This is a genomic window from Bradyrhizobium oligotrophicum S58, from assembly GCF_000344805.1.
In the GTDB taxonomy this organism is placed as follows: domain Bacteria; phylum Pseudomonadota; class Alphaproteobacteria; order Rhizobiales; family Xanthobacteraceae; genus Bradyrhizobium; species Bradyrhizobium oligotrophicum.
Genome location: NC_020453.1, coordinates 7,245,738 through 7,269,829, shown reverse-complemented (window position 1 = coordinate 7,269,829; position 24,092 = coordinate 7,245,738). Strand labels below are relative to the sequence as shown.

The window sequence follows — 24,092 nt, the reverse complement described above, 5'->3', positions numbered from 1 at the left end:
AAGCGCCGCAGCAGCGATAGTGCCGGCGCAATCCGGAACCCTCTTGATGTTCGAACGCATTCTGCGGTGGACCCTCGTCGCAATCGCCATCGCGGGCCTCGCCGCGGGCGGCCTCGCGCATGCGATCGGCCGTCCCGATTTTGCTGCTGTCGCCTTCACGGCCTCCACCGTTCCCGTCATCGCCGGCCTCGTGGTTTCGATCGTCCGCGATGTCCTGGCCGGGCGCATCGGCGTCGATGCGATCGCGCTGGTGTCGATGAGCGCGGCGATCATCCTCGGCGAGCCCCTGGCTGGTGCGGTGGTGGCGTTGATGTATTCCGGCGGCAACGTGCTCGAGGACATCGCCGTCGCCCGCGCCGAGCATGATCTGCGTGCGCTGGTGGATCGGGCGCCGCGCCAGGCGCATCGTTGGCGTGACGATCAGATCGAGGATGTTCCGGTTGCCGATGTTAACGTCGGTGATCGGCTGATGGTTCGCGCCGGCGAGATCGTCCCGGTCGACGGCGTGGTGCAGACGACCATGGCCGTGGTCGATGAATCCGCACTGACGGGCGAGCCGATCCCGGTTACGAAGACGCGCGGCATGGCGATCCTGTCGGGCTCGCTCAATGCCGGCGAGACGTTCGAGCTGTCGGTCACGGCCACGGCGGGCGAGAGCACCTATGCGGGCATCGTCAAGCTGGTGACGGGGGCGCAGACCGCGAAGGCGCCATTCGTGCGGCTTGCCGACCGCTATGCGCTGATCTTTCTGCCGGTGAGCCTCGCCATCGCGGCGGCTGCCTATTTTGCGTCCGGTGACGTGATCCGGAGCCTTGCCGTGATGGTCGCCGCGACGCCATGTCCGCTGATCCTGGCCGCGCCCGTGGCCTTCATTGCAGGCGTCGCGCAGGCGGCGCGCAGCGGCATCCTGGTGAAGGGCGGCGGCAAGCTGGAAGCGCTGGCCCGTGCCCATACCGTGCTGTTCGACAAGACCGGCACGCTCACGGTCGGTGGCGCGCGCCTGCTGTCGGTGGAGGCCGCGCCGGGCGAGGACGCCGACGCCGTCCTCTTGCTCTGCGCCTCGCTGGAGCAGGCCTCGCACCACGTCGTCGCGCATGCCATCGTCCAGGCCGGCCGCGACCGTGGGCTGAAGCTGAAGGTGCCGGAGGCGGTGCGGGAGACCATGGGCTCCGGTCTCGAAGGGGTCATCGACGGCCGCCGGATCAGCGCCGGCTCGCGCGACCTCGTGCTCGGCAATCGCACTCCGCCGCCTTGGGCGGCGCGCGCCATCCGCCGTGCATCCTGGCGCTCGGCGCTGATCGTGTTCATCGCCATGGAGGGGCGGCTGATCGGCGCGCTGCTGCTGGCCGACGAATTGCGCGCCGACACGCCGCGCGCCATCCGCTGGCTGCGCGAGGCCGGCATCGCGCGCATGGTGATGGTGACCGGGGACCGCGCCGCCGCCGCCCAGGCGATCGGCGCCGCGCTGGACCTCGACGCGGTGCTCGCCGACCGCGTTCCCTCCGACAAGGTCGACGCGGTCAAGAGCGAGCAGCGGCTGCATCCGACCATCATGGTCGGCGACGGCATCAACGATGCCCCGGCGCTGGCTTCGGCCGATGTCGGCATCGCGCTCGGCGCCCGCGGCGCCAGCGCCTCGTCGGAAGCGGCCGATGTCGTCATTCTCGCCGACCGGCTCGACCGCGTCGGCGAGGCGATCGTGATCGCGCAGCGCGCCCGGCGCATTGCGCTCGAGAGCATCATTGCCGGCATGGCGCTGTCGTTCATCGCGATGGGCGCGGCGGCCTTTGGAGTGCTGCAGCCGGTGCCTGCCGCTTTGGTCCAGGAGGCCATCGACGTCGCCGTCATCCTCAACGCGCTACGGGCGCTGCTGCCCGCCGGCCGCGGCAAGGCCGGCCGGATCACCGCGGAAGACGGAAGCGGGCTGCGGCATGATCATCAGGCGTTGTTGCGCGGGCTCGATCGCCTGCGCGCGATCGTCGATGCGCTCGACGAGGCGGAGCCCGAACAGGCCATCATCCTGATCGGACAGGCCAACGCCGTCGTCCAGGACCAGGTCGTCGCCCATGAGCGTGACGACGAAGGCTCGGTGTATCCCAGACTCGCGCGGCTACTGCAGGACAGCCATGGCCTGTCGGCGATGAGCCGGGCGCATCGCGAGATCCTGCATCTGGCGCGGTTGCTCGGCCGCCTCACCGAGGATCTGCCGTCCGAGCATGTCGACCGCTATCTGATCCGCGATGCCCAGCGCGTGATCGAGGCGATCGAGACGCTGGTGCGCATGCACACCGCGCAGGAGGACGACATCTACGAGGCCGTGGCGGCACGCTCGGCCGCGTAACTCAGCCGTAAGGTTTCGGCAGATCGATCCGCTCGCCGGCAAATTCCGCCGGCCCATCGATCAGCCGGCGAATCCGCCGCTCCCGCTCGTCCGCCGGCAGCGCCGGATCGAGCATCTGGTCGATCTGGCGGATCGCATTCTGCTCGATCGTGATCGGATCCTTCAGCTGGGGCTGGAGGGATGCCGCCGGGCGCGATGCATGCAGGCCGATCGTGAGCAACTGGCTGATGGCATCGGAGCGCGTGATCTGGTGCGTCTCGGCCCAGGCATCGATGTCGGCGGTGAGCTCCTGCGACAGCTTCACCGCGCTCACCGCGTCATGCCCCAGCCTGACGGCGGGGCTGTGATCCTTTCGCGTGTCGGACAATGGCGTCATCGTCGGCGTCATCTGCCTGTTGATCATATCAACCTAAAATATGCTGGAGGGAATAGGATTTGATTTCGATCAAGGACGTCCTAAGAAAGCGGCGTTCTCGCGGCGGTCCGGCCGCCCTCCGCGTGGCCGTCGCCCGACGGCCATCCGCGTGATCCATAGACAAGCGGTTACCCATGCGATTCCTGCACACCTTTCAGCTCTACGATTTCCTCGATACGCTGGTCAGCCTGTTCACTGCCTTCGTGCTCGGCACGCTGATCGGTGCCGAGCGGCAATACCGGCAGCGCAGCGCCGGCCTGCGCACCAACGTCCTGGTCGCGGTCGGCGCGGCCGCCTTCGTCGATATCGGCAACCGGCTCACCGGCGCCGACGGTGCGGTGCGGATCATCGCCTATGTGGTCTCGGGCATCGGCTTTCTCGGCGCCGGCACGATCATGAAGGAGGGCATGAACGTCCGCGGTCTCAACACGGCGGCGACGTTGTGGGCTTCGGCCGCGGTGGGCGCCTGTGCCGGTGCCGACCTGATCGCGCAATCGGTCGCGCTGACCGTGTTCGTGCTGGCCGGCAACACGCTGCTGCGGCCGCTGGTCAATGCGATCGACCGCATTCCGCTCAATGCCGCGACCTCCGAGGCCAACTACGAGATCGTCGTGACCACCGATGTCCTGCATGCCGCCGAATTGCGCGAGGCCCTGGATGAGCGGCTCGATGCCGCCAAATATCCCGTGCGCGAGACCGAGGTGGCCTACCGCTCCGACGACCTCGCGGAGATCACCGCTACGCTGGTGCCGCTTGCGGCCGACACGGCAGAGCTCGACCGGGTCACGGCGGAGCTCGCGAAGCTGCCCGGCGTCCGTCACGCGACCTGGAACGTCAGCGCGCTGGAGTGAGGTGCGAGGCGGGACGTCGCGTCCCTGTCTATTTGACGCAACGGCCGACATCGCCCGCGGCGGTCGGCGTCTCATAACCCCCAGGGGACACCGGCTGGCCATCGAAGACCACCGCAAGCTGGTTGGCGATGCCATAATCCGTCGCACCCCGGCGCCGATCGTTGATCATGCGCGCAATGTTCCACTCGTCGTGTGAACCATAGCTGAATGCGACTGAGGCCCGCAGGCCGTAGTAGTTGCGGAAGCCGGCGCGCGTCAGGCTGCCATTGGCGATCGCCTCCTTGTACTTCGGATCCGGTGCGATCTTGTCGTCGAACCAGGCTTCGAGCCGCTCGAAATCGTGGGTCCCGGTGAGCTCGAAATACTTCGCGAAGTCGCTGGGTCCGGAGAAGTAGACGAAGTCGAAGGCCTCGCCGAGGCCGTTCTCGCCTTCGAGAATCTGCGTCCACATGTACATGTAGTCGGCGCCGCTGGCGCCCTGCATGCCGTCGCCACCCTCGGCGCCGGGATTCAGCACGAACACGGACCGAGGACCGAAGCGCTCGGTCACGCGCTCCGCGATCCGGGCAGCGATCGCCGTGTTCACGACGAACGCACCGCCGCCGGCCGCCGACAGCGGCACGCTGAGATAGCCGATCGCCTTGCCCTGGGCGCGCTGATCGGCGATCAGCTTGCGCACCCGCGCGACGTTCGCGCCGATTGTCTCCTTGAACTCCTGATGGACGCAATAGCAGATGTCGAGGGCAGTGCAGGCCGTGACGGGATCGGCGGCGGCCCGCGCCGGCGCGGCCGGAAGCGCCGCGACCAATGTGAACGAGATTGCGGCACCGGCCACCTGCCAGGTGCGGACGGTGGCGCATGCAGCAGGACGTCTCATGGGGCTCTTCCCGATCGTGGACGGGCTCCCTCGGATGATAGGGAGCCGATCAGGAAATACAACCAGGGATCTATGACATGTCCGTGGCAGCCGGCCGGATCAATGTCCGCCGCGGGCAAAGATCTCATAGAAGCCGAGCACGATCTCGCACGCGATCAGGATGACGACGATGATCTCGAGGCGCAGCGAGCGCTTGGTGTCGATGATGTCGGCGAGAGTCGTCGCCGTCTCGGCGATCACGGCGAGCTTGCGGTTGAGCGTTTCCTCACGCTCCCTCAACTCATACTCGTCTTCGAGCCTTGCATAGAGACGTTCGAGATCGGGCCGGTCCCACAACACGTCGGGCTTCTCGCCGACCGCCACGCGGCCGGAGACGCGGTGCTGCACCAGCAGCGCCTCGCCGAGAAGCTTGAGCATCGCGACGCGGCTCTTGGATGTCCGTCCCAACGACGCGAGCTCGCGCGCGAACGGCTCGATCGTGTCGAACACATTGGCGATCTCGCGCTCGCTGCGGCCGAGCACGACGCTCTTGGCGAGCGCATCGGCGACGATCAGCAATCGCTCCAGCGACAGCTCTTTCACCAGGATCGGACCGCCGACCGGGATCGGCTCCTCGGATTCGCGCGCCACCTGGACCTTGGCCGTCTCTTCTTCGTGGGGCGCGATCGGGCCGAACAGCCGCGCGCTCAGCCGGTCGAGGAAGTTGATCTCCTCGGCGACCGACAGGCCGATGAAGACGACGACGCCATAGCGGAAGACCACCGCGATCCCGGTCTCGCCGATGCGGACCGCAAGCGGTGTCGCCGACAGCACCTGGCCTTCGAAACCGGCGGTATTGATGCGGTCCGCGATCTGCATCGCGTGGGCGACGAGTTGCGGGACAAGTGGGGCTTCGGTGCTCATGCCATGAGCCTAGCACCGCCATGCGAACGGTTCGATAACACGGGCGATTGCGGCCGCAGGGGGGGAAATTCCGTCTGAACCCGCTTGACAGGGACGATCGTAGCTCGCCATTGAAGGCGCATTCCGGACGGATGACCTCGCGATGTCGAACACCAGCGCCGTGGACTACTATGCCGCGATCCCGGTGTTTCGCGGCTTTGCGCGCCTGATGGAGCCACAGCTCTACAAGCCGGTTCCGGACGATTGGATGGTCGGCGTCGCCGACATCGTCGAGTCCACGAAGGCGATCGCCGACAGGCGCTACAAGGCGGTCAACATGGCCGGGGCGGCCATCATCGCCGCCGTCACCAATGCGCTGGAGGGGCGTGAATTCCCGTTCGTGTTCGGCGGCGACGGCGCGAGCTTTGCCGTCGGGCCCGATGACGCGGCGGCCGCGCGCGAGGCCCTTGCGGCCACCGCCACGTGGGTGAGCGAGGATCTCGGCCTCTCGATGCGGATCGCGCTCGTGCCGGTCAGCGCGATCCGTGCGCAGGGGCTCGACGTGCGCGTCGCGCGCTACGGTCCGTCGCCCAATTTGTCCTACGCGATGTTTTCAGGCGGCGGCCTGGGCTGGGCCGAGGCGGCGATGAAGCGCGGCGAGTTCGCCATTTCCCCGGCGCCGTCCGGCGCGCAGCCTGATCTGTCCGGACTGTCCTGCCGGTTCGAGGAGATCCCGTCGGCGCGCGGTCTCATTCTCTCCGTACTGGTGCTGCCGGCTGCGGGCGCAGATACTTCGGCCTATCGAAATGTCATCGAGGACATCATCAAGCTGACGGAGCGCAGCCCCGATGCCGGGCGGCCGGTGCCCTCTGGCGGGCCGGCACTGCGATGGCCGCCGCAAGGGTTCGCCTACGAGGTCCGCGCCGCGCGCGGTCCCCGCGTGGCACGCTGGGCTCGCGTGCTCGGTCGCACGCTGTTCGTCTACGCGGTGATGCGGTTCGGCATCAGCATGGGCGGGTTCATTCCGGATCTCTACAAGCAGCAGCTGGTCGAGAACTCCGACTTCCGAAAATACGACGATGCGCTGCGCATGATCCTGGATTGTACCGAAGAGCTGGCGCTGGAGCTGGAGCGGCGCCTCGGCGCCGCGGCGTCACACGGCCTCGTCCGCTACGGGCTGCATCGGCAGGATGCGGCGATGATGACCTGCTTCACGCCGTCAGCCATCCGCCCCGATCACGTTCATTTCATCGATGGCGCGCAGGGCGGCTACGCCTCGGCGGCAACCGCGCTCAAGAGCACGGTCGCCTGACGTTGATCAGCGCGCGCGGGTCCAGGTCTCGCCGCCGCACAGCGTGCCGACACAGCCTTCGACCTTCAGCGTATCCGGGCCCGACACCGAGATGTGGCTGATATAGCTCTGGCCATCATCGGCATTGTAGATCTTGCCGGACCATTTGTTGGCCCCATCGGGCTGGACGCCTTCGAACAGCTGCAAGCCGATGATCGGGCGGTTGGCGAGCGCGCGATTGGGGTTCTTGTTGTCGACGGCCGGCTTGCCGGTGTCAGTATCCATCGGCTCCTTCAGCCACACCACGGTGCCGCACAGATTGGCGCCGCATTTGGCGACCTTGATCCTGGCGTCGCCGGCCTGGGTCAGCCAGGTGCCGGTCGGATCGTCGGCCGCCAATGCCGGCTGCGCGATAGCGAGCGCAACGAACGCAAGAGCGGCCAAACGCAGTTTGCAAATCATCTTAACCCCCGGTTGAAGACGAGTTTCCATAACAGCAAACTTGGCCGATGCAATCACCGGGCGACCGTTGTCCCACGCCGCGACATCACGATCAGGTGCAGCCAGGGCGTTCTGTCTCATTCTCTTGCGCGTTTGTCTCGCCGCCCGCACCGGCGTCACCACGGCAGTCCGCACAGGTCGATGGTGCCACGCGTCGGCGCGGTGCGCTTGACGTCGTGCACGAGCGCGGACAGCGTGTCGAAGCGGACGCGTCCCCTCTCCGGCTGCTCGGCATAGACATCGCCGTCGAACGGCAAGAATCCTCTCGCCGTGTAGAAGGGGATGCGATCGGGCGCGCAGAACAGCACCGCGTAATTGATGGAATCCTCATGCCGCAAGGTCTGGATCGCGGCATTCAGCCCGACGGTGGCCAGTCCGCGGTTGCGCCGGTCGGCGCGCGTCAAAACGCCGCCGATGCCGGCGATATTGACGTTCTGTCCGTTCCATTTCACCAGCCGGCGATAGATGCCGGCATGGCAGAGCACCTCGCCGCTCTCGTCCTGCACCAGGACGCGCAGGTCGGCATGCGCAAACGTAATACCGGCCCAGGGTAATCCAGCGACCACTTCGGGCGGCCAGATCGCATCATACAGCGGCTTGACCAGCGGCCAGGAGGCGTCGCCATTCAGGATCTCGATTTCGATGCTCATCAAAACGGCTCGCTTTTTCCAAAATCACAGTGTTTAGGAGTTCGGAACCTTCTATAAGGAGGTCCCGTTAAATCCCGTCTTCCCACAAGTTGCGGAACCGCCCCCATGACATTTACGCTTCCCCCCCTGCCTTACGCCTATGAAGCCCTCGGACCCTACATGTCCAAGGAGACGCTCGAGTACCATCACGACAAGCATCATCAGGCCTATGTGACCAACGGCAACAACGCGATCAAGGGGACCGAATTCGAAGGCAAGTCCCTCGAGGAGATCGTCAAGGGCTCGTTCGGCAAGAACCCCGCCGTGTTCAACAATGCCGGCCAGCACTTCAACCACATCCACTTCTGGTCGTGGATGAAGCCGAATGGCGGCGGCTCCAAGCTGCCCGGCCGTCTCGAGAAGAAGATCGACGAGGATCTCGGCGGCTTCGAGAAGTTCAAGGCCGACTTCGCCGCCGCCGGCGTCGGCCAGTTCGGCTCGGGCTGGTGCTGGCTCTCGGTCAAGAACGGCAAGCTCGAAATCTCCAAGACCCCGAACGGCGAAAACCCGCTGGTGCACGGCGCAACCCCGATCCTCGGCTGCGACGTCTGGGAGCACTCCTACTACATCGACTATCGCAACCGCCGTCCCGACTATCTCAAGGCGTTCGTCGACAGCCTCATCAACTGGGACTATGTCGACGAGCTCTACGGCAAGGCGATCTGATCGTTCTAGCGAGCGACAAGGGCGGCAGCTTCGGCTCGCCGCCCTTTTTCGTGGCAAACGCTTTCAATCAGGCGATGCTTGCCAGCGTGACATCCTTGCGGCAAAAGTTTTGCATCTCTTGTGGCGAGATGCAGGGCATCCGCTCGCTCGATGCGCTCTGCTGGTGGGGTCCCGTGAATCAGCTGTTTGGATATGCTCTGGTGTTCTTCGGCGGCGGCTGCGGCGCCTCGCTGCGGCATGCAATCAACATGGCCAGCGCCAGGGCGCTCGGCACCGATTTTCCCTGGGGCACCTTCATCATCAACATCACCGGCTCGACCGTGATGGGCCTGATCGCCGGCTACCTCGCCTTCAAGGGCGGCGCCACCCAGCATTGGCGGCTGTTCCTGATGACCGGCATCCTCGGCGGCTATACGACGTTCTCGGCGTTCTCGCTGGATACCGCGCTGCTGTATGAGCGTGGTGCGCTGGGGCTGGCGGCGCTGTATGTGCTGGGATCGGTGGGCATCTCGATCGCCGGACTGTTCGGCGGCTTGGCGCTGATGCGGTATTTCAGCTGAGGCATCGTCGGTCGCTTCCGGGCGAAGGCGAACGGAATCCACTTTTTACTTAGCCCCTGGATCGCTTCGCTGCGCTCGCGATGACGGAGCAAGGTTCGGGCGGTGTGCCGCAATGACGGGTGGGGCGGGTACCGAGCGTTGCCACAAACTCCGTCATCGCGAGCGTAGCGAAGCGATCCAGGGGCCGAGGAGAATGTCCTGCCGGGCACCGGGCCGCTCTCCCAGTTGGGCGGTGAAGTCGGCATTCACCCGCGGTGGACAGGGGTGATGTTATAATGTAACATTATCAGGAAATGACCCAGTCTGCCCTCCATAGCCACGGCCATACGCACGGGCACGGCCATGCCCATAGCCACGGCCCTGCCGCGCCGCATCCGGCGCAGCCCGCGCCGTGGTCGATCCTGCGCATGCCGGTGACCACCCGGCTCGGCGCCGCGCTGGGGGCGAGCGCCGTGCTCTGGCTGATCGTCTTTCTGGCGATGCGGTGATGACGGCGATGGCTCAGCTGCAATTCCGCGACGTCACGCTGGGCTATGACCGCCATCCGGCCGTGCATCATCTCTCCGGCGAGATCGCGCCAGGCGCGCTGCTCGCGGTGGTCGGCCCCAACGGTGCCGGCAAGTCGACGCTGTTTCGCGGCATCGTCGGCCTGCTGAAGCCGCTCGCCGGCACCATCGCCGCCGCCGGCCTGAAGCCGCGCGAGATTGCGTACCTGCCGCAGATCGCCGACATCGACCGCACCTTCCCGATCTCGGTGTTCGACTTCGTCAGCACCGGGCTGTGGCGCAGCGTCGGCATCTTCGGCGGCATCGGCGCTGCTGCGCGCGAGAAGATCGCGCACGCCATTGCGGCGGTCGGCCTCACCGGCTTCGAGGGCCGCGGCATCGGCACGCTGTCAGGCGGCCAGATGCAGCGCATGCTGTTCGCGCGCGTGCTGCTGCAGGATGCCCGTGTGATCGTGCTCGACGAGCCGTTCAACGCCATGGATTCCAAGACCTCCGCCGACCTGCTGCAACTGGTCGAGCACTGGCATGGCGAGCGGCGCACCGTGCTGGCGGCGTTGCACGACATGGACATGGTGCGTGCGCATTTCCCGCAGACCTTGCTGCTGGCGCGCGAGGCCGTGGCCTGGGGGCCGACGGCGGAGGTGCTGACGGCGGACAATCTCCTGGCGGCGCGCCGGATGTGCGAGGCCTTCGACGATGCCGCCGCGCCCTGCGCCCCGGCGCAAGCCTCACAGGCGGCATGATGCTGCGCGAGGTGCTGTTCGCTCCGTTCTCGGATTTCGAGTTCATGCGCCGCGCGCTCGCCGCCGTGATCGCGCTGTCGCTCGGCTCCGGCCCGATCGGTGTCTTCCTGATGCTCCGGCGCATGAGCCTGGTCGGTGATGCGATGGCCCATGCGATCCTGCCGGGCGCCGCGATCGGCTTCCTGCTGTCAGGGCTCAACCTGTTCGCGATGACGACCGGCGGCCTGATCGCAGGCTTCGCCGTGGCGCTGCTGTCCGGCCTGGTGTCGCGCTCGACCGGGCTGAAGGAGGACGCGTCGCTGGCGACTTTCTACCTGGCTTCGCTTGCGATCGGCGTCACCATCGTCTCGGTCAAGGGCACCAATATCGATCTGCTGCATGTGCTGTTCGGCAACATCCTGGCGATGGATGATCCGACGCTGCTGATGGTGGCCTTCAACGCCACGCTCACGCTGGTCGTGCTCGCCGTGATCTACCGCCCGCTGGTGGTCGAGAGCGTCGATCCGCTGTTTCTGCGCACCGTGAGCCGGGCCGGCGCGCCGGCGCACCTGATCTTCCTGGCCCTGATCGTGGTCAATCTCGTCAACGGTTTCCAGGCGCTCGGCACACTCTTGGCGGTCGGCCTGATGATTCTGCCCGCGGGCATCGCGCGATTCTGGTCGCGCGACGTCACGCCGATGATCTGCATCGCCGTCGCCTCGGCGATCCTCTCCGGCTACATCGGATTGGTGCTGTCGTTCCAGACCCGCATTCCCTCCGGTCCGGCCATCATCCTGGTCGCGTCGCTACTCTATCTCGGCTCGGTGCTGTGCGGACGTGTGGGCGGCGTGCTTCCGCAACTGTTTCCGGGACGCCATCTCGAAGCTTGAAGTCGATGTTTATGAAACGCCTGCTGCCTGTCCTGAGCCTGCTCCTCGGTCTTGTTCTGGTTGTGCCCGTAGCGGCGGAGACGCGGCTGAACGTCGTGACCAGCTTCTCGATCCTCGCCGACTTCGTCCGCCAGGTCGGTGGCGACAAGGTCGGCGTCACCTCGCTGGTCGGGCCCGACAGCGATGTGCACGTCTACACGCCGACCCCGCACGACGCGAAGGATGTCGGTGCCGCGCGGCTGCTGATCGTCAACGGCCTCGGCCTCGAAGGCTGGCTGCCGCGCCTGCAGCAGGCCTCGGGAAGCAAGGCGCCGATCATCGTCGCAACGCAGGGCATCAGCCCGCGCAAGCGCGGGACGGATGCCGATCCGCATGCTTGGCAGTCGGTCGGCAATGCCAAGGTCTATGTGCGGAATATCCGCGATGCGCTGGTCGCGGCCGATCCGGCCGATGCCGACGTCTTCAAGGCCAATGCGGAGCGCTATCTCGCAGAGCTCGACGTGCTGGACCGAGAGGTGCGTGCGGAGATCGAGAAGATACCGGCCGAGCGGCGCAAGGTGATCTCGACCCACGACGCCTTCGGCTATTTCGCCGATGCCTACGGCATCCAGTTCATCGCGCCGCTGGGGGTCTCCACCGAGACCGAGCCTTCGGCCCGCGACGTCGCCGAGATCATCGCGCAGGTCAGAAAAGCCAGGATTCCGGCGGTGTTCTTGGAAAATTTCAACGACGACCGGCTGGTCGGCCGGATCGCGGCCGAGACCGGTGCGAAGATCGGCGGGACGCTGTATTCCGACGCCTTGAGCGAGGAAAAGGGCCCTGTCCCCACTTACATTGCCATGGTCAGGCACAATATAAGGGCGCTGACGAGCGCGCTGGTCCGTTAGGGCTTCGGAAGCCCTTGCGGCAGCGCGCCATGAGCCATTTTTCGACGTGAGCGAAGTTTTTCGGAGTGAGCATGTCCGACGCGAGCAAGACACCAGTGACGGTCCTGACCGGCTATCTCGGGGCCGGCAAGACCACGCTTCTGAACCGCATCCTCTCCGAAGACCACGGCAAGAAATACGCCGTCATCGTCAACGAATTCGGCGAGATCGGCATCGACAACGACCTCATCGTCGGCGCCGATGAGGAAGTGTTCGAGATGAACAATGGCTGCATCTGCTGCACCGTGCGCGGCGACCTCGTGCGCATCATCTCCGGCCTGATGCGGCGCAAGGGCAAGTTCGACGCCATCATCGTCGAGACCACGGGCCTCGCTGATCCGGCGCCGGTGGCGCAGACCTTCTTCGTCGACGAGGACGTGCAGAAGAACGCGCGGCTCGATGCGGTGGTGACGGTGGCCGATGCCAAGTGGCTGTCCGACCGGCTGAAGGATGCGCCCGAGGCCAAGAACCAGATCGCCTTTGCCGACGTCATCGTGCTCAACAAGACCGATCTCGTCACCAAGCCGGAGCTCGCCGAGGTCGAGGCCCGCATCCGCGCGATCAATCCTTACGCCCGGCTGCACCGCACCGAGCGCTGTCAGGTCGCGATCTCGGACGTGCTCGAGCGCGGCGCGTTCGATCTCGACCGCATCCTGGAGATCGAGCCGGAATTTTTGAACGCCGGTGACGACCACGATCATCATCACCACGACCATGACCACGACCACGGCCATGATCACCATCATCATGATCACGGTCTGAAGCACTATCACGACGAGGACATGCAATCGCTGTCGCTGCGTTCCGACAAGCCGCTCGATCCGTCGAAATTCATGCCGTGGCTGCAGAACCTGGTGCAGACCGAGGGCGGCAAGATCCTGCGCTCCAAGGGCATCCTGTCGTTCCAGGACGATGACGACCGCTACGTCTTCCAGGGCGTGCACATGATGCTGGAAGGCGATCATCAGCGGAAGTGGAAGCCGGACGAGGCGCGGCAGAGCCGCGTCGTCTTCATCGGCCGCGAGCTGCCGGAAGACGCCATCCGCGAAGGTTTCGAACGCTGCATCGTGACCTGATGAGCTCGTTCGACCAGGGCGGCGAGGCCGCATCCATCGTCTCCGTCACCGACAAGGTGAAGCCGGTCTCGCTCGGCATGGCCGTCACGGCCGTGCACTATCTCGGCGATCGCGCGGCCTTCGTCGGCACCGAGGAGAGCGTTGCTGTCGTCGACACCGAGGGCGAGATCAGCAAGGTCGATGTGACCGGCGGCGGCATCCTGTCGGCTGTATCGGACGGCTCGCGCATCCTGATCGGCGGCGATGACGGCAAGGTCACCGCGCTCGACAAGGCCGGCAGCGTGAGCGTGGTCGTGACCGATCCGAAGCGGCGCTGGATCGACAACGTCGCGCTTCATCCCGATGGTGCGATCGCCTGGTCGGTCGGCAAGACCGCGTTCGTGCGTCAGCCGAAGGGCGAGGAGAAGTCGCTCGAGGTGCCCTCGACCGCGGGCGGTCTCGCGTTCGCGCCGAAGGGGCTGCGGCTCGCGATCGCGCATTACAACGGCGCGACCCTGTGGTTTCCCAACATGGCCGGCGAGCCCGAATTCCTCGGCTGGGCCGGCTCGCATCACGCCGTCACCTTCAGTCCGGACAACAAGTTTCTGGTCACTGCGATGCACGAGCCGGCGCTGCACGGCTGGCGCCTCGCCGATAGCCGGCACATGCGGATGACCGGCTATCCGTCGCGGGTGAGGTCGATGTCCTGGGGTAGCGGCGGCCGGTTCCTGGCGACGTCAGGCGCCGACATGGTCATCCTCTGGCCGTTCGTCGGCAAGGACGGCCCGATGGGCAAGGAGCCGGCGATGCTGGCGCCGATGAAGGCCAAGGTTACCGCCGTGGCCTGCCATCCCAAGCAGGACATCCTGGCCTGCGGCTACGAGGACGGCACGGTCTTGATGGTGCGGATGCAGGATGGCGCCGAGATCCTGGTGCGGCGGAACGAGACCCCGCCGATCACGGCGATTGGCTGGAATGCAGCCGGAACCTGGCTCGCTTTCTCCGACGAGAGCGGCGAGGCGGGGCTGCTGCGGCTCTGAAGGGGCGTCGCAGCGTGATGGGGCATTGGGGCGCAGGCTCCAATGGGAACCTCGCTGCCGTCCATTCGTTGTTCCCGACATCACAAGATGCGGATGACAGCCATGGCCTCGATCAACAGCAAACAGACGTTGCGCAGAGACCTGCTGCTGGCAGGCGGCCTGCTCGGCCTGGGCGCGCTGGTGGCGATCATCTCGCTGACCGAGATCAAGGCGGGCCATCTCGACCAGATCGCCCAGGCGACGCCCGAGCCGTCAGCGACGCCAGCCGAGTCAAAGCCCGGCGGCACCCGCCCGACCACGCCGGCGCCGGAGCCGGCGCGTCCGGATGCGGCTGCCCAGCAGGAGGGCGCCAAGCCTGCGCTGCCGCCGGCGCCTGCGGAAAAGGTCGCGCCGCCGATGGAGAAGAAGTAACCGGCGCTGCCGTTGGCGGTACAAAGCGTGGCGCTGGCCGCCAGGCTCCCTCGATAGCATTCGCGGTATGGGTCCCTGCGTTCGCAGGGACGACACCGGTGATTCGGCCGCCCCACCGATCGCGGGGCAGCGGGTTGCGGGGCACGCTTTTGCAAACACTCCGCTGTCGTCCCTGCGAACGCAGGGACCCATAACCACAGGGAGTGGTTTGAGGCAGGCTGGTCGCTCCAGCTCGCGCCCCACGGCCGCTGCGGAGCATGTGTCCCGGGTCGGCGCGGCGACGGCGTTGCCGTCGCAGCTTGCCCGGGACGACAGCGGGCGCTTACCGAACCAGGATATTCCGGAACTGCCACGGATCGTCGGTGTCGATGTCCTCCGGGAACAGGCCGGGGCGATCGTTCAGCGGCGTCCAATCCGTGTAGTAGCCCTTCACCGGGCCGAGATACGGCGTCTGGATCTCGAGGCAGCGGCGGAAATCCAACTCGTCGGCTTCGACGATGCCGGCGGTCGGATTCTCCAGTGCCCACACCATGCCGGCGAGAACGGCTGAGGACACCTGCATGCCGGTGGCGTTCTGGTAGGGCGCGATGCGGCGGGTCTCCTCGATCGACAGCTGCGAGCCGTACCAATAGGCGTTCTTGCCGTGGCCGTAGAGCAGCACGCCGAGCTCGTCGATGCCGTCGACGATCTCGTTCTCGTCGAGGATGTGCCACTTCTCCTGCATCTTGCCGGTGGCGCCGAAGATCTCGTGCAGCGACAGCACCGCGTCGTTGGCGGGGTGATAGGCGTAGTGGCAGGTCGGGCGATACACCACCTTGTCGCCGTCGCGCACGGTGAAGTAGTCGGCGATCGAAATCGACTCGTTGTGGGTCACCAGAAAGCCGTATTGCGCGCCCGGGGTCGGGCACCAGGAGCGCACGCGGGTGTTGGCGCCGGGCTGCAGCAGGTAGATCGCAGCGCCGCAGCCCTCGGTGTGGCAGCGGCCGTTCTCCGGCATCCACTTTTCGTGCGTGCCCCAGCCGAGCTCGGCCGGCTGCATGCCCTCGGACACAAAACCCTCGACCGACCAGGTGTTGACGAACACGTCCATCGGCTTCGGGTTCTTGGAGCGCTGGGTGTCGCGCTCGGCGATGTGGACGCCCTTGACGCCGAGCTTCTGCATCAGCTGCGCCCAGCCCTCACGGCTCTTGGGCTCGACGATCTCGGTCTTGGTGTCCCTGGCGATGTCGAGCAGCGCCTGTTTGACGAACCAGGAGACCATGCCGGGATTGGCGCCGCAGGTGGAAACCGCCGTGGTGCCGCCCGGGCTCTTGCGGCGCGCTGCCAGCAAGGTCTCGCGCAGCGCGTAGTTGGAGCGCTGCTCGACCCCCATCTGCTTGTCGAAATAGAAGCCGGCCCACGGCTCCACGACGGTGTCGATATAGAGCGCGCCGATCTCACGGCACAACGTCATGAGGTCGACCGAGGAGGTGTCGACCGAGAGGTTGACGCAGAAGCCCTGGCCGCCGCCTTCGGTGAGCAGCGGCACCAGCAGTTCGCGGTAATTGTCGCGGGTCACGCCCTGCTGGATGAAGCGCACGCCATGCTTCTTGGCCAGCGCACCATCATCGTGCGGATCGATGATGACGAAGCGGCTCTTGTCGTACTCGAAATGGCGTTCGATCAGGGGCAGGGTGCCCTTGCCGATCGAGCCGAAGCCGATCATCACGATGGGGCCGGAAATCTTGGCGTGGATCTGCGAGCTCATGATGGGTCTCTCTTCTCGGACGGTGGCTGCGCCGAGGGCGCACGTGTCGGAAATGGCAGCAATCAGGCGCTGCGGCGCTTCAAGTGCTGCGGCGCTTGGCGGTGACTTCGATCTCGACCTTCATCTCGGGCTTGTAGAGGCCCGCGACGACGAGCAGCGTGGCGGCCGGCCTGATGTCGCCGAGGACCTCGCCACAGACCGCGAAATGCGCGTCGGCGTCGTTGACGTCGGTGAGGTAATAGGTCGCGCGGACGATGTCGGCCATCTCGAAGCCGCCCTCCTGCAGGGCCGCCGCGATGGTCTTGAAGCAGTTGCGTGACTGGCTCGTGACATCGGTCGGCATCGTCATGGTGGTGTAGTCGTAGCCGGTGGTGCCGGCGACGAACGCGAAGTCGCCATCGATCACCGCACGGCTGTAGCCGGCGGTCTTCTCGAATGGTGATCCGGTAGAGATCAGGCGGCGGGGCATTTGGGACCTCGTCGGGGGAGATTTTCGGCGGTTAAAGAGCTTTTGCTGCACCTGCGCAACCCCTGGCAGGGCGGGCCGGGCGTGGCTTGCCGGAATGCCTAACGCAGCCGCGTGACGTCCGGTCCGGGGGGCGGGGCGCTGGACCAGCGGCGCACCACGATGTCGCGGACGATCATGATCCCGAGCAGGATCAGCACCAGCGTCGGCAGCAATGTCCGCCGTCGCGGCGCGTGCCCGTCGCGGGCGGTTACGCCGCGCATGATACCATCCGCTCGCGGCGCGTGCGGCGCGCCTTCCGCTCCCGGGCGCCGGTGGCGAGGATCATGCCGGAGGCGCGCTCGAGCGCGCCTTCGACCAGTTCGAGCCCGAGCAGGCGCGCGCGCTCGAACGCGCCGGGCAGCTCGAGTTCGGCTGCCTTCGCGGCATCGAAGCCGAAGCGCGCGTAATAGGGCGCGTCGCCGAGCAGGATCACCGCGCCATGGCCGCGTGAGGCCGCGATCATCAGCGCGGCATTCATCAGCGCAGCGCCAACCCCGAGGCCGCGCGCCTCTGTGGCGACCGCCAGCGGCCCCAGCATCAGCGCATCGCGTCCGCCGGCGCTGACGTGCCACAACCGCAGCGTTCCCACCAGGACGCCGCCGCGCATCGCCGACAGAGCGAGGCCTGCGGCGGGCGCGCGTCCGTCGCGCAGGCGCTGGCAGGTGCGCTCATGGCGATTGTCGCCAAAGCAGGCATCGAGCAGCGTCTCGCGCGCCGCGACGTCGGAGGCGCGCTCGGCTCGGATCACGAACGGAGCGGCAGTCCGAACAGGCGCGGTCGAAGGGATGCGAAAAGCGGTCATGGCACGTCAGTCCCCGGCCTGCGCCGCCGGCTTTCGCCCGCGCGCAAACACGTGATGTCAGGTTGATGATGACGGTCTATCGCTCCCTCCCCCGCTTGCGGGGGAGGGTTGGGGTGGGGGCTGCCCCACCCGAAGCTCCTTGTCGTCTCACCCGCGCGCGGGCGGCGAAGGAAGCCGGATCAGATGTGATACGTCTTCAGCGGGGGGATGCCGTTGAAGGCCACCGCCGAGTAGGTCGACGTATAGGCCCCGGTCCCCTCGATCAGCACCTTGTCGCCGATCGAGAGCGTCACCGGCAGCGGATACGGCAGCTTCTCGTACATCACGTCGGCCGAATCGCAGGTCGGGCCGGCGAGCACGCACGGGGTCATCTCCGCGCCTTCATGCGGGGTGCGGATCGCGTAGCGGATCGACTCGTCCATCGTCTCGGCGAGACCGCCGAACTTGCCGATGTCGAGATAGACCCAGCGCAGCTCGTCCTCGTCGCTCTTCTTCGAGATCAGCACCACTTCCGACTCGATGATCCCGGCATTGCCGACCATGCCGCGGCCCGGCTCGATGATCGTCTCCGGGATCTGGTTGCCGAAATGCTTGCGCAGCGCGCGGAAGATCGAGCGGCCGTACTGCACGACCGGCGGCACGTCCTTGAGGTACTTGGTCGGGAAGCCCCCGCCCATGTTGACCATGGTCAGGTTGATGCCGCGCTCGGCGCAGTCGCGGAACACCGTCGAGGCCATCGCCAGCGCGCGGTCCCACGCCTTCACCTTGCGCTGCTGCGAGCCGACATGGAACGAGATGCCGCACGGCTCCAGGCCCAGCCGCTTCGCCAGGTCCAGCACTTCCACCGCCATCTCCGGATCGCAGCCGAACTTGCGCGACAGCGGCCACTCGGCGCCGGCGCAATCGTACAGGATGCGGCAGAACACCTTCGCACCGGGCGCCACGCGCGCGATCTTCTCCACCTCCGCGGCGCAGTCGACCGCGAACAGGCGAATGCCGAGCGTGTAGGCGCGCGCGATGTCGCGCTCCTTCTTGATGGTGTTGCCGTAGGAGATGCGGTCCGGCGTCGCACCGGCGGCCAGCGCCATCTCGATCTCGGCGACGGTTGCCGTATCGAACGACGAGCCGAGCGAGGCGAGCAGCGACAGCACTTCCGGCGCAGGGTTGGCCTTGACCGCGTAGAACACGCGGCTGTCCGGCAGCGCCCTGGCGAAGTTCATGTAGTTGTCGCGCACGATGTCGAGGTCGACGACGAGACAGGGCTCGTGGTCCAGACCTTCCTCGCGGCGGTTGCGCAGGAATTCCCGGATACGTTCGGTCATAGCACCCTCCAAACGGTCCCAGCGACGAGACCCGTTCAAAATGATCTCGACACGGGTGCCTTGGCGTTGCCGCCCGATGGAAAGGCGACAAAACCTCGAACCCGTAGCCGAATTGTGCTGCCGTGGATTGGTTGGGAATTTCCCGCCCGCACACCTGGCAATGAAGGACAAGCCTTTTCAGTAGCCCGCGCCGGCTTTGGACTGCCGGTAGAGACCAAAAAAGCCCGATCCGTCGTTGCTTTAAGTCGCGTCCCCCGTTGAGAGCGGGGTGCGCCGGTTCGCCTCCGGCTGCCAGTCACGGTTGCAAAAGAGGAGGTGACCTTCAGCGGCATCTCTTGAGAGAGATGCTGGGCTCCTGGAGCATGACGATCTCGATCGAACTGATCCTGATCGCAACGATCCGAGAACCCCTCGGTTCCTCATCCCTTGGCGGCTGTCCGGCCTCTTGTCCGGATACCTACCGACTGACACACGACCACAGGCACGTGCGAAATTGGGCAGAAGCGGAAATAAGCGTTTTGAATTTCGTTCGCAAGGGAATTTTCAGAGTTGGGATAGATTTCCCTAACCTGTGCTTACGAGCCACACACGCGGCTCGACTGTCTGAACGAACGTTAAGCGAGCTTAAGGTTTCGTAACGCGTTCACGCTTGCCGGCCAGTGTTTTCGCGGACTCTCACGCGCGCTTCGTGAACGGCTCGACACGCTGCGCGCCGCGGATGAAGCCGATCATCACGAACACGCCGATCGCGAACAGCACTGCCTGCAGGATGTGCGCGCCCTGGTCGCCGAGCCCGAACAGAATCGCGAGCGCCCAGCCGCCGGCAAACGCCGCGCCGAATACTTCCGCGCCGATCAGGATCGCCGCCGAGATGACGGTGATCACGGTCGGCCAGACGATCTGGCGGGCAGGCTTCGACGTGGTCTCTGCGTTCATGGTCCTAAGTCCTCTTCAGGCGGCGCAATCTCTCCGAAATGGCCCCGCCCTTCAAGGGGAAATGACCCAAAAAGGACCGGCTCCGTGGTAAGAGGGGCGCCTTCGAGATCCGGGGAGCACGAGCCGATGTCCGACACGACCGCCACGATCGACGTCCAGAGCAATCCGCTGCTCGTGGCCTGGGAGACCCCGCACCAGACACCGCCCTTCGACGCGATCCAGCCAGAGCACTTCCTGCCGGCCTTCGAGCGCGCTTTCGCCGATCATGCGGCCGAAATCAACGCCATCAGCCACGATCCGGCGGAGCCCGACTTCGCCAACACGATCACGGCGCTGGAGCGCTCGGGCAAGCTGCTCTCCAAGGTGGCCGCGGTGTTCTATGACCTGGTCTCGGCCAACTCCAATCCGGCCATTCTGGAGATCGACAAGGACGTGTCGCTGCGCATGGCGCGGCACTGGAACCCGATCATGATGAATGCCGTGCTGTTTGGCCGCATCGCGCGGCTCCACGACAACCGCAAGAGCCTCGCGCTCACGGCTGAGGAACAGCGGCTGCTGGAGCGCACTTATACCCGCTTCCGCCGCGCCGGCGCCGGCCTCGATGACGAGGCCAAGGCGCAGATGGCGGAGATCAACGAGAAGCTCGCCCAGCTCGGCACCACCTTCAGCCATCACGTGCTCGGCGACGAGCAGGACTGGTTCCTGGAGCTTGGCGAGGATGACCGCGCCGGTCTGTCCGACAGCTACGTCGCGGCGGCGAAAGCTGCGGCGGACGAGCGCGGCATGCCCGGCAAGGCCATCGTGACCCTGTCGCGCTCCTCGGTCGAGCCGTTCCTGCAGAGCTCCGCCCGCCGCGACCTGCGCGAGAAGGTGTTCAAGGCGTTCACCGCGCGCGGCGACAATGGCAACGCCAACGACAACAACACCGTGATCGGCGAGATCCTCAAGCTGCGCGAGGAAGCTGCCAAGATCATGGGCTTTGCCAATTTCGCCTCCTATCGCCTGGAGGATTCCATGGCGAAGACGCCGGAGGCGGTGCGCGGCCTGCTGGAGCGGGTCTGGAAGCCTGCCCGCGCCAAGGCCTTGGCCGACCGCGACGCGCTGCAGGCGCTGATCGCGGAGGAGGGCGGCAATTTCCAGCTCGAGGCCTGGGACTGGCGCTATTACGCCGAGAAGCTGCGCCAGGCGAAGGCGAACTTCGACGACGCCGCCATCAAGCCGTATCTCGCGCTCGACAACATGATCGCGGCCGCCTTCGACTGCGCCACGCGGCTGTTCGGCATCACCTTCTCCGAGCGCAAGGACATCCCGGTCTGGCATCCGGACGTCCGGGTCTGGGAGATCACGGACGCGCAAGGCCGCCACAAGGCGCTGTTCTATGGCGACTACTTCGCCCGCTCGTCGAAGCGCTCCGGCGCCTGGATGACCTCGCTGCGCGACCAGCAGAAGCTCGACGGCGACACCGCGCCCTTGATCATCAACGTCTGCAATTTCGCCAAGGGCGCCGACGGCCAGCCGTCGCTGCTGTCGCCGGATGATGCCCGCACGCTGTTCCACGAGTTCGGCCACGGCCTGCACGGCATCCTCTCCAACGTGACCTATCCGTCGCTGTCGGGCACCTCGGTGTTCACCGATTTCGTCGAGCTGCCGTCGCAGCTCTACGAGCACTGGCAGGAGCGCCCCGAGGTGCTGCAGACCTTCGCGCGCCACTACCAGACCGGCGAGCCGCTGCCGCAGGATTTGCTCGAGCGCTTCCTGGCGGCACGCCGCTTCAACCAGGGCTTTGCCACCGTGGAGTTTGTCTCCTCGGCGCTGATCGATCTCGAGTTCCACACCCAGCCGGCGGCGGCTTCGCAGGATGTCCGCGCGTTCGAAAAGGCCGAGCTGGACAAGATCGGCATGCCCCGGGAGATCGCGCTGCGGCACCGGCCGACCCAATTCGGCCACATCTTCTCGGGAGACCATTACGCGGCGGGCTATTACAGCTACATGTGGTCGGAGGTGATGGATGCGGATGCCTTCGGCGCCTTTGAGGAGGCCGGCAACATCTTCGACCCCGCGGTCGCCAAGCGGCTGCACGACAACGTCTACTCCTCGGGCGGCTCGGTCGATCCGGAAGCGGCGTATGTTGCCTTCCGCGGCCGCGAGCCGGAGCCTGACGCGCTGCTGCGTCGGCGCGGCCTGCTCGACGTTCCCAAGGCGGCTTGAGAAGACGGGCCTGAGGTGATCACCATGCTGCGCACTCTCCTTGCCACGCTGGCGCTCGTGCTGGGCGCGAGCGCGGCCCAAGCCCATCCCCATGTCTGGGTCACCGCGACCAGCGAGCTGCTCTATGCGGCCGACGGCTCGCTGACCGGCGTGCGCCATGCCTGGACCTTCGACGACATGTTCGCGACCTATGCGCTGCAGGGTCTCGAGACCAAGCAGAAGGGCGTCTACACCCGCGAGGAGCTGGCGCCGCTGGCGCAGACCAACGCGGAGTCGCTGAAGGAATATGCCTATTTCACCTTCATCAAGTCCGACGGGCGCAAGCAGAAGCTCGAAGACCCCGTCGACTACTATCTCGAATACAAGGACACCAAGCTGACCCTGCACTTCACCCTGCCCTTGAAGGCGCCGGTGAAGCCGAGGCAGCTCCAGGTCGAGGTGTACGATCCCAGCTATTTCATCGATTTCCAGATGGCGGAGAAGGATCCCGTCAAGCTGGTCAGCGCTCCCTCGGGCTGCAAGTTCGGCCTGGTGAGACCGAGCGACGGCGGAACCGTCGCGCAGACGATGAACGAACAGACATTCCTGAGCGGCGGGGCGAACGCCAATTTCGGAATGAACTTCGCCAACAAGATCTCAGTGGAATGTCCATGACACCTCGCCCCACCGCCGCCCGCCCGCTCCTCACCTGCGCCGCGATCCTCGCAACGCTTCTCGCCGCCGACGCCGCCTCCCATGTGCTGCTCGCCAAATCACCGTTCGGCGCGCCGGCGGAGCCCCAGGTCGGTGGCATCGTCGGTTGGCTGCTGGCCAAGCAGTCGGAGTTCTACCGGCAGATGTCGGGGGCGATCCGCTCGGCCAAGGAAGATGGCTCGGCGGTGTGGTGGCTGCTCGCGATCTCGTTTGCCTACGGCATCTTTCATGCGGCAGGTCCCGGCCACGGCAAGGCTGTGATCGCGTCCTATCTCGTCGCCAACCAGGAGACGGCGAAGCGCGGCATCGTGCTGTCGTTCGCGTCGGGCCTGATGCAGTCGCTGGTCGCGGTGGTCATCGTCGGCATCGGCGCGGTGGTGCTCAACGCGACAGCGGCCACGATGTGCAGCGCCGAGAAGGTGGTGGAGATCGCAAGCTACGGCCTGATCGCACTGCTCGGCGCGCGCCTGGTCTGGGTCAAGGGCGCGGCCTTCCTGCGCACCTGGCAGCCGGCGGCGCCGGCGCTCGCGTTGGCCGGACATGCGCCGGGAGCCGTCGTGACTCACGCGGCGCACGATCATGGCCACGCGCATGATCACCAGCATCGCGCGCACCATCATCACGACGATCACGGTCACGATCGCCACGGCCTGGATCACCAAGCGCGTGACCAACACGGCCATGATCATCACCCCGATCATGCTCATGCGCACGCGGTGGCGCATGATCACGTCCACCATGATCACGTCCATGGTGACGATTGCGGCTGCGGCCATTCCCACGGCCCGGCGCCGAGCGAGCTTGAAGGGCCCGGCGGCTGGCAGCGTGGCTTCCAGGCAATCTTCGCCGCCGGCATCCGACCCTGCTCGGGCGCGATCCTGGTGCTGGTCTTCGCGCTGGCGCAGGGCCTGTTCTGGGCCGGCGTCGCCGCCACCTTCGTCATGGGATTGGGCACCGCGATCACGGTCGCGACCATCGCCGTGCTCGCCGTCGCCGCCAAGGACATCGCCCGCCGCCTCAGCGCCGGCCGCGAAGGCGGCGGCGCGCTGATCATGCGCGGCCTGGAATTCGGCGCCGCTGGGCTCGTGCTACTGTTCGGAGCGGGCTTGTTGCTGGGCTATATGGCCGCGGAACGCACCACCTGCTTCTGAGCGGCCCGGGCTCCGCTCCTCTGCTCTCGCCCTCCACTTCCGCCCCGGCGTACTGGATGCCCCGCCTGCACGGGGCATGACAGTGGTGGAGGTGGGCCACCA

Annotated in this window: 26 protein-coding genes; 15 read left to right on the top strand and 11 right to left on the bottom strand. The window is 66.2% G+C overall.

Going from position 1 to position 24,092, the window contains the following annotated elements:
* The first annotated feature begins 46 nt into the window (after positions 1–46).
* On the top strand, positions 47–2,341 hold the full coding sequence (locus tag S58_RS31585) for a heavy metal translocating P-type ATPase (RefSeq protein ID WP_042340347.1): 2,295 nt from the start codon (positions 47–49) through the stop codon (positions 2,339–2,341).
* 1 nt (position 2,342) lies between these two features.
* Here S58_RS31585 and S58_RS31580 read toward each other — a convergent pair whose 3' ends face one another.
* The gene (locus tag S58_RS31580; RefSeq protein ID WP_042340346.1) at positions 2,343–2,744 is read right to left on the bottom strand and encodes a hypothetical protein; all 402 of its coding nucleotides are present in this window, start codon (positions 2,742–2,744) and stop codon (positions 2,343–2,345) included.
* Positions 2,745–2,890: 146 nt separating this feature from the next.
* Between S58_RS31580 and S58_RS31575 the strand changes: the two genes are divergently transcribed.
* The gene (locus S58_RS31575) at positions 2,891–3,607 is read left to right on the top strand and encodes an MgtC/SapB family protein (RefSeq protein WP_015669502.1); all 717 of its coding nucleotides are present in this window, start codon (positions 2,891–2,893) and stop codon (positions 3,605–3,607) included.
* Positions 3,608–3,635: 28 nt separating this feature from the next.
* Here the strand turns inward: S58_RS31575 and S58_RS31570 are convergent, their stop codons facing one another.
* On the bottom strand, positions 3,636–4,484 hold the full coding sequence (locus S58_RS31570) for a hypothetical protein (protein ID WP_015669501.1): 849 nt from the start codon (positions 4,482–4,484) through the stop codon (positions 3,636–3,638).
* Positions 4,485–4,583: 99 nt separating this feature from the next.
* Complete coding sequence (locus S58_RS31565; protein WP_015669500.1) at positions 4,584–5,387, bottom strand: RMD1 family protein; 804 nt, start codon at positions 5,385–5,387, stop codon at positions 4,584–4,586.
* A 142-nt stretch (positions 5,388–5,529) separates the two neighbouring features.
* Between S58_RS31565 and S58_RS31560 the strand changes: the two genes are divergently transcribed.
* Entirely contained in the window at positions 5,530–6,678 is a 1,149-nt protein-coding gene (locus S58_RS31560; RefSeq protein WP_015669499.1) for a DUF3095 domain-containing protein, read from the top strand.
* Between the two features lie 6 nt (positions 6,679–6,684).
* On the opposite strand, the gene S58_RS31555 is transcribed toward S58_RS31560, so the two are convergent.
* Positions 6,685–7,119: a DUF2147 domain-containing protein gene (locus S58_RS31555; protein WP_015669498.1), complete on the bottom strand. Its 435-nt coding sequence runs from the start codon at positions 7,117–7,119 to the stop codon at positions 6,685–6,687.
* A gap of 155 nt (positions 7,120–7,274) precedes the next feature.
* Positions 7,275–7,808 (bottom strand): GNAT family N-acetyltransferase, encoded by a 534-nt coding sequence (locus S58_RS31550; protein ID WP_015669497.1) that lies wholly within the window; start codon positions 7,806–7,808, stop codon positions 7,275–7,277.
* A gap of 105 nt (positions 7,809–7,913) precedes the next feature.
* Between S58_RS31550 and S58_RS31545 the strand changes: the two genes are divergently transcribed.
* From S58_RS31545 to S58_RS31505, 9 genes are all read left to right on the top strand, one after another.
* Positions 7,914–8,513: a superoxide dismutase gene (locus tag S58_RS31545; protein ID WP_015669496.1), complete on the top strand. Its 600-nt coding sequence runs from the start codon at positions 7,914–7,916 to the stop codon at positions 8,511–8,513.
* A 173-nt stretch (positions 8,514–8,686) separates the two neighbouring features.
* Complete coding sequence (crcB, locus tag S58_RS31540; protein ID WP_042341041.1) at positions 8,687–9,073, top strand: fluoride efflux transporter CrcB; 387 nt, start codon at positions 8,687–8,689, stop codon at positions 9,071–9,073.
* 293 nt (positions 9,074–9,366) lie between these two features.
* Complete coding sequence (locus S58_RS31535; protein ID WP_015669494.1) at positions 9,367–9,561, top strand: hypothetical protein; 195 nt, start codon at positions 9,367–9,369, stop codon at positions 9,559–9,561.
* Entirely contained in the window at positions 9,561–10,322 is a 762-nt protein-coding gene (locus S58_RS31530; RefSeq protein WP_015669493.1) for a metal ABC transporter ATP-binding protein, read from the top strand. The genes S58_RS31535 and S58_RS31530 overlap by 1 nt, the downstream gene beginning before the upstream one ends.
* Positions 10,319–11,191, top strand: a complete 873-nt coding sequence (locus tag S58_RS31525) for a metal ABC transporter permease (RefSeq protein ID WP_083938709.1) — start codon at positions 10,319–10,321, stop codon at positions 11,189–11,191. Before S58_RS31530 ends, S58_RS31525 begins: the two co-directional genes overlap by 4 nt.
* A gap of 11 nt (positions 11,192–11,202) precedes the next feature.
* Positions 11,203–12,078, top strand: a complete 876-nt coding sequence (locus tag S58_RS31520) for a metal ABC transporter substrate-binding protein (protein ID WP_015669491.1) — start codon at positions 11,203–11,205, stop codon at positions 12,076–12,078.
* Positions 12,079–12,149: 71 nt separating this feature from the next.
* Positions 12,150–13,193, top strand: a complete 1,044-nt coding sequence (locus S58_RS31515) for a CobW family GTP-binding protein (RefSeq protein ID WP_015669490.1) — start codon at positions 12,150–12,152, stop codon at positions 13,191–13,193.
* Positions 13,193–14,212 (top strand): WD40 repeat domain-containing protein, encoded by a 1,020-nt coding sequence (locus tag S58_RS31510; protein WP_015669489.1) that lies wholly within the window; start codon positions 13,193–13,195, stop codon positions 14,210–14,212. The genes S58_RS31515 and S58_RS31510 overlap by 1 nt, the downstream gene beginning before the upstream one ends.
* A gap of 102 nt (positions 14,213–14,314) precedes the next feature.
* The gene (locus S58_RS31505) at positions 14,315–14,623 is read left to right on the top strand and encodes a hypothetical protein (protein WP_015669488.1); all 309 of its coding nucleotides are present in this window, start codon (positions 14,315–14,317) and stop codon (positions 14,621–14,623) included.
* Between the two features lie 322 nt (positions 14,624–14,945).
* Here S58_RS31505 and S58_RS31500 read toward each other — a convergent pair whose 3' ends face one another.
* The 6 genes from S58_RS31500 to S58_RS31480 form a co-directional block, all read right to left on the bottom strand.
* The gene (locus tag S58_RS31500) at positions 14,946–16,370 is read right to left on the bottom strand and encodes a homospermidine synthase (protein WP_015669487.1); all 1,425 of its coding nucleotides are present in this window, start codon (positions 16,368–16,370) and stop codon (positions 14,946–14,948) included.
* 79 nt (positions 16,371–16,449) lie between these two features.
* Positions 16,450–16,839 carry a RidA family protein gene (locus S58_RS31495; protein WP_015669486.1) on the bottom strand — a complete coding sequence of 130 codons (390 nt, stop codon included), beginning with the start codon at positions 16,837–16,839 and terminating at the stop codon, positions 16,450–16,452.
* Positions 16,840–16,937: 98 nt separating this feature from the next.
* Positions 16,938–17,099: a hypothetical protein gene (locus S58_RS38750; RefSeq protein ID WP_173424444.1), complete on the bottom strand. Its 162-nt coding sequence runs from the start codon at positions 17,097–17,099 to the stop codon at positions 16,938–16,940.
* Positions 17,087–17,680 carry a GNAT family N-acetyltransferase gene (locus S58_RS31490; RefSeq protein WP_042340344.1) on the bottom strand — a complete coding sequence of 198 codons (594 nt, stop codon included), beginning with the start codon at positions 17,678–17,680 and terminating at the stop codon, positions 17,087–17,089. Before S58_RS31490 ends, S58_RS38750 begins: the two co-directional genes overlap by 13 nt.
* Positions 17,681–17,859: 179 nt before the next feature.
* Positions 17,860–19,002, bottom strand: coding sequence for a type III PLP-dependent enzyme (locus S58_RS31485; RefSeq protein ID WP_015669484.1), 1,143 nt, complete (start codon positions 19,000–19,002; stop codon positions 17,860–17,862).
* A 675-nt stretch (positions 19,003–19,677) separates the two neighbouring features.
* Complete coding sequence (locus S58_RS31480; RefSeq protein ID WP_015669483.1) at positions 19,678–19,938, bottom strand: hypothetical protein; 261 nt, start codon at positions 19,936–19,938, stop codon at positions 19,678–19,680.
* A 126-nt stretch (positions 19,939–20,064) separates the two neighbouring features.
* Between S58_RS31480 and S58_RS31475 the strand changes: the two genes are divergently transcribed.
* Genes S58_RS31475 through S58_RS31465 form a run of 3 tightly spaced genes read left to right on the top strand, consistent with a single transcriptional unit; the run spans position 20,065 to position 23,990 of the window.
* On the top strand, positions 20,065–22,146 hold the full coding sequence (locus S58_RS31475) for a M3 family metallopeptidase (protein ID WP_015669482.1): 2,082 nt from the start codon (positions 20,065–20,067) through the stop codon (positions 22,144–22,146).
* A 24-nt stretch (positions 22,147–22,170) separates the two neighbouring features.
* The gene (locus S58_RS31470; RefSeq protein WP_042340343.1) at positions 22,171–22,800 is read left to right on the top strand and encodes a DUF1007 family protein; all 630 of its coding nucleotides are present in this window, start codon (positions 22,171–22,173) and stop codon (positions 22,798–22,800) included.
* Entirely contained in the window at positions 22,797–23,990 is a 1,194-nt protein-coding gene (locus S58_RS31465) for a nickel/cobalt transporter (protein WP_015669480.1), read from the top strand. The genes S58_RS31470 and S58_RS31465 overlap by 4 nt, the downstream gene beginning before the upstream one ends.
* Positions 23,991–24,092 lie beyond the last annotated feature (102 nt).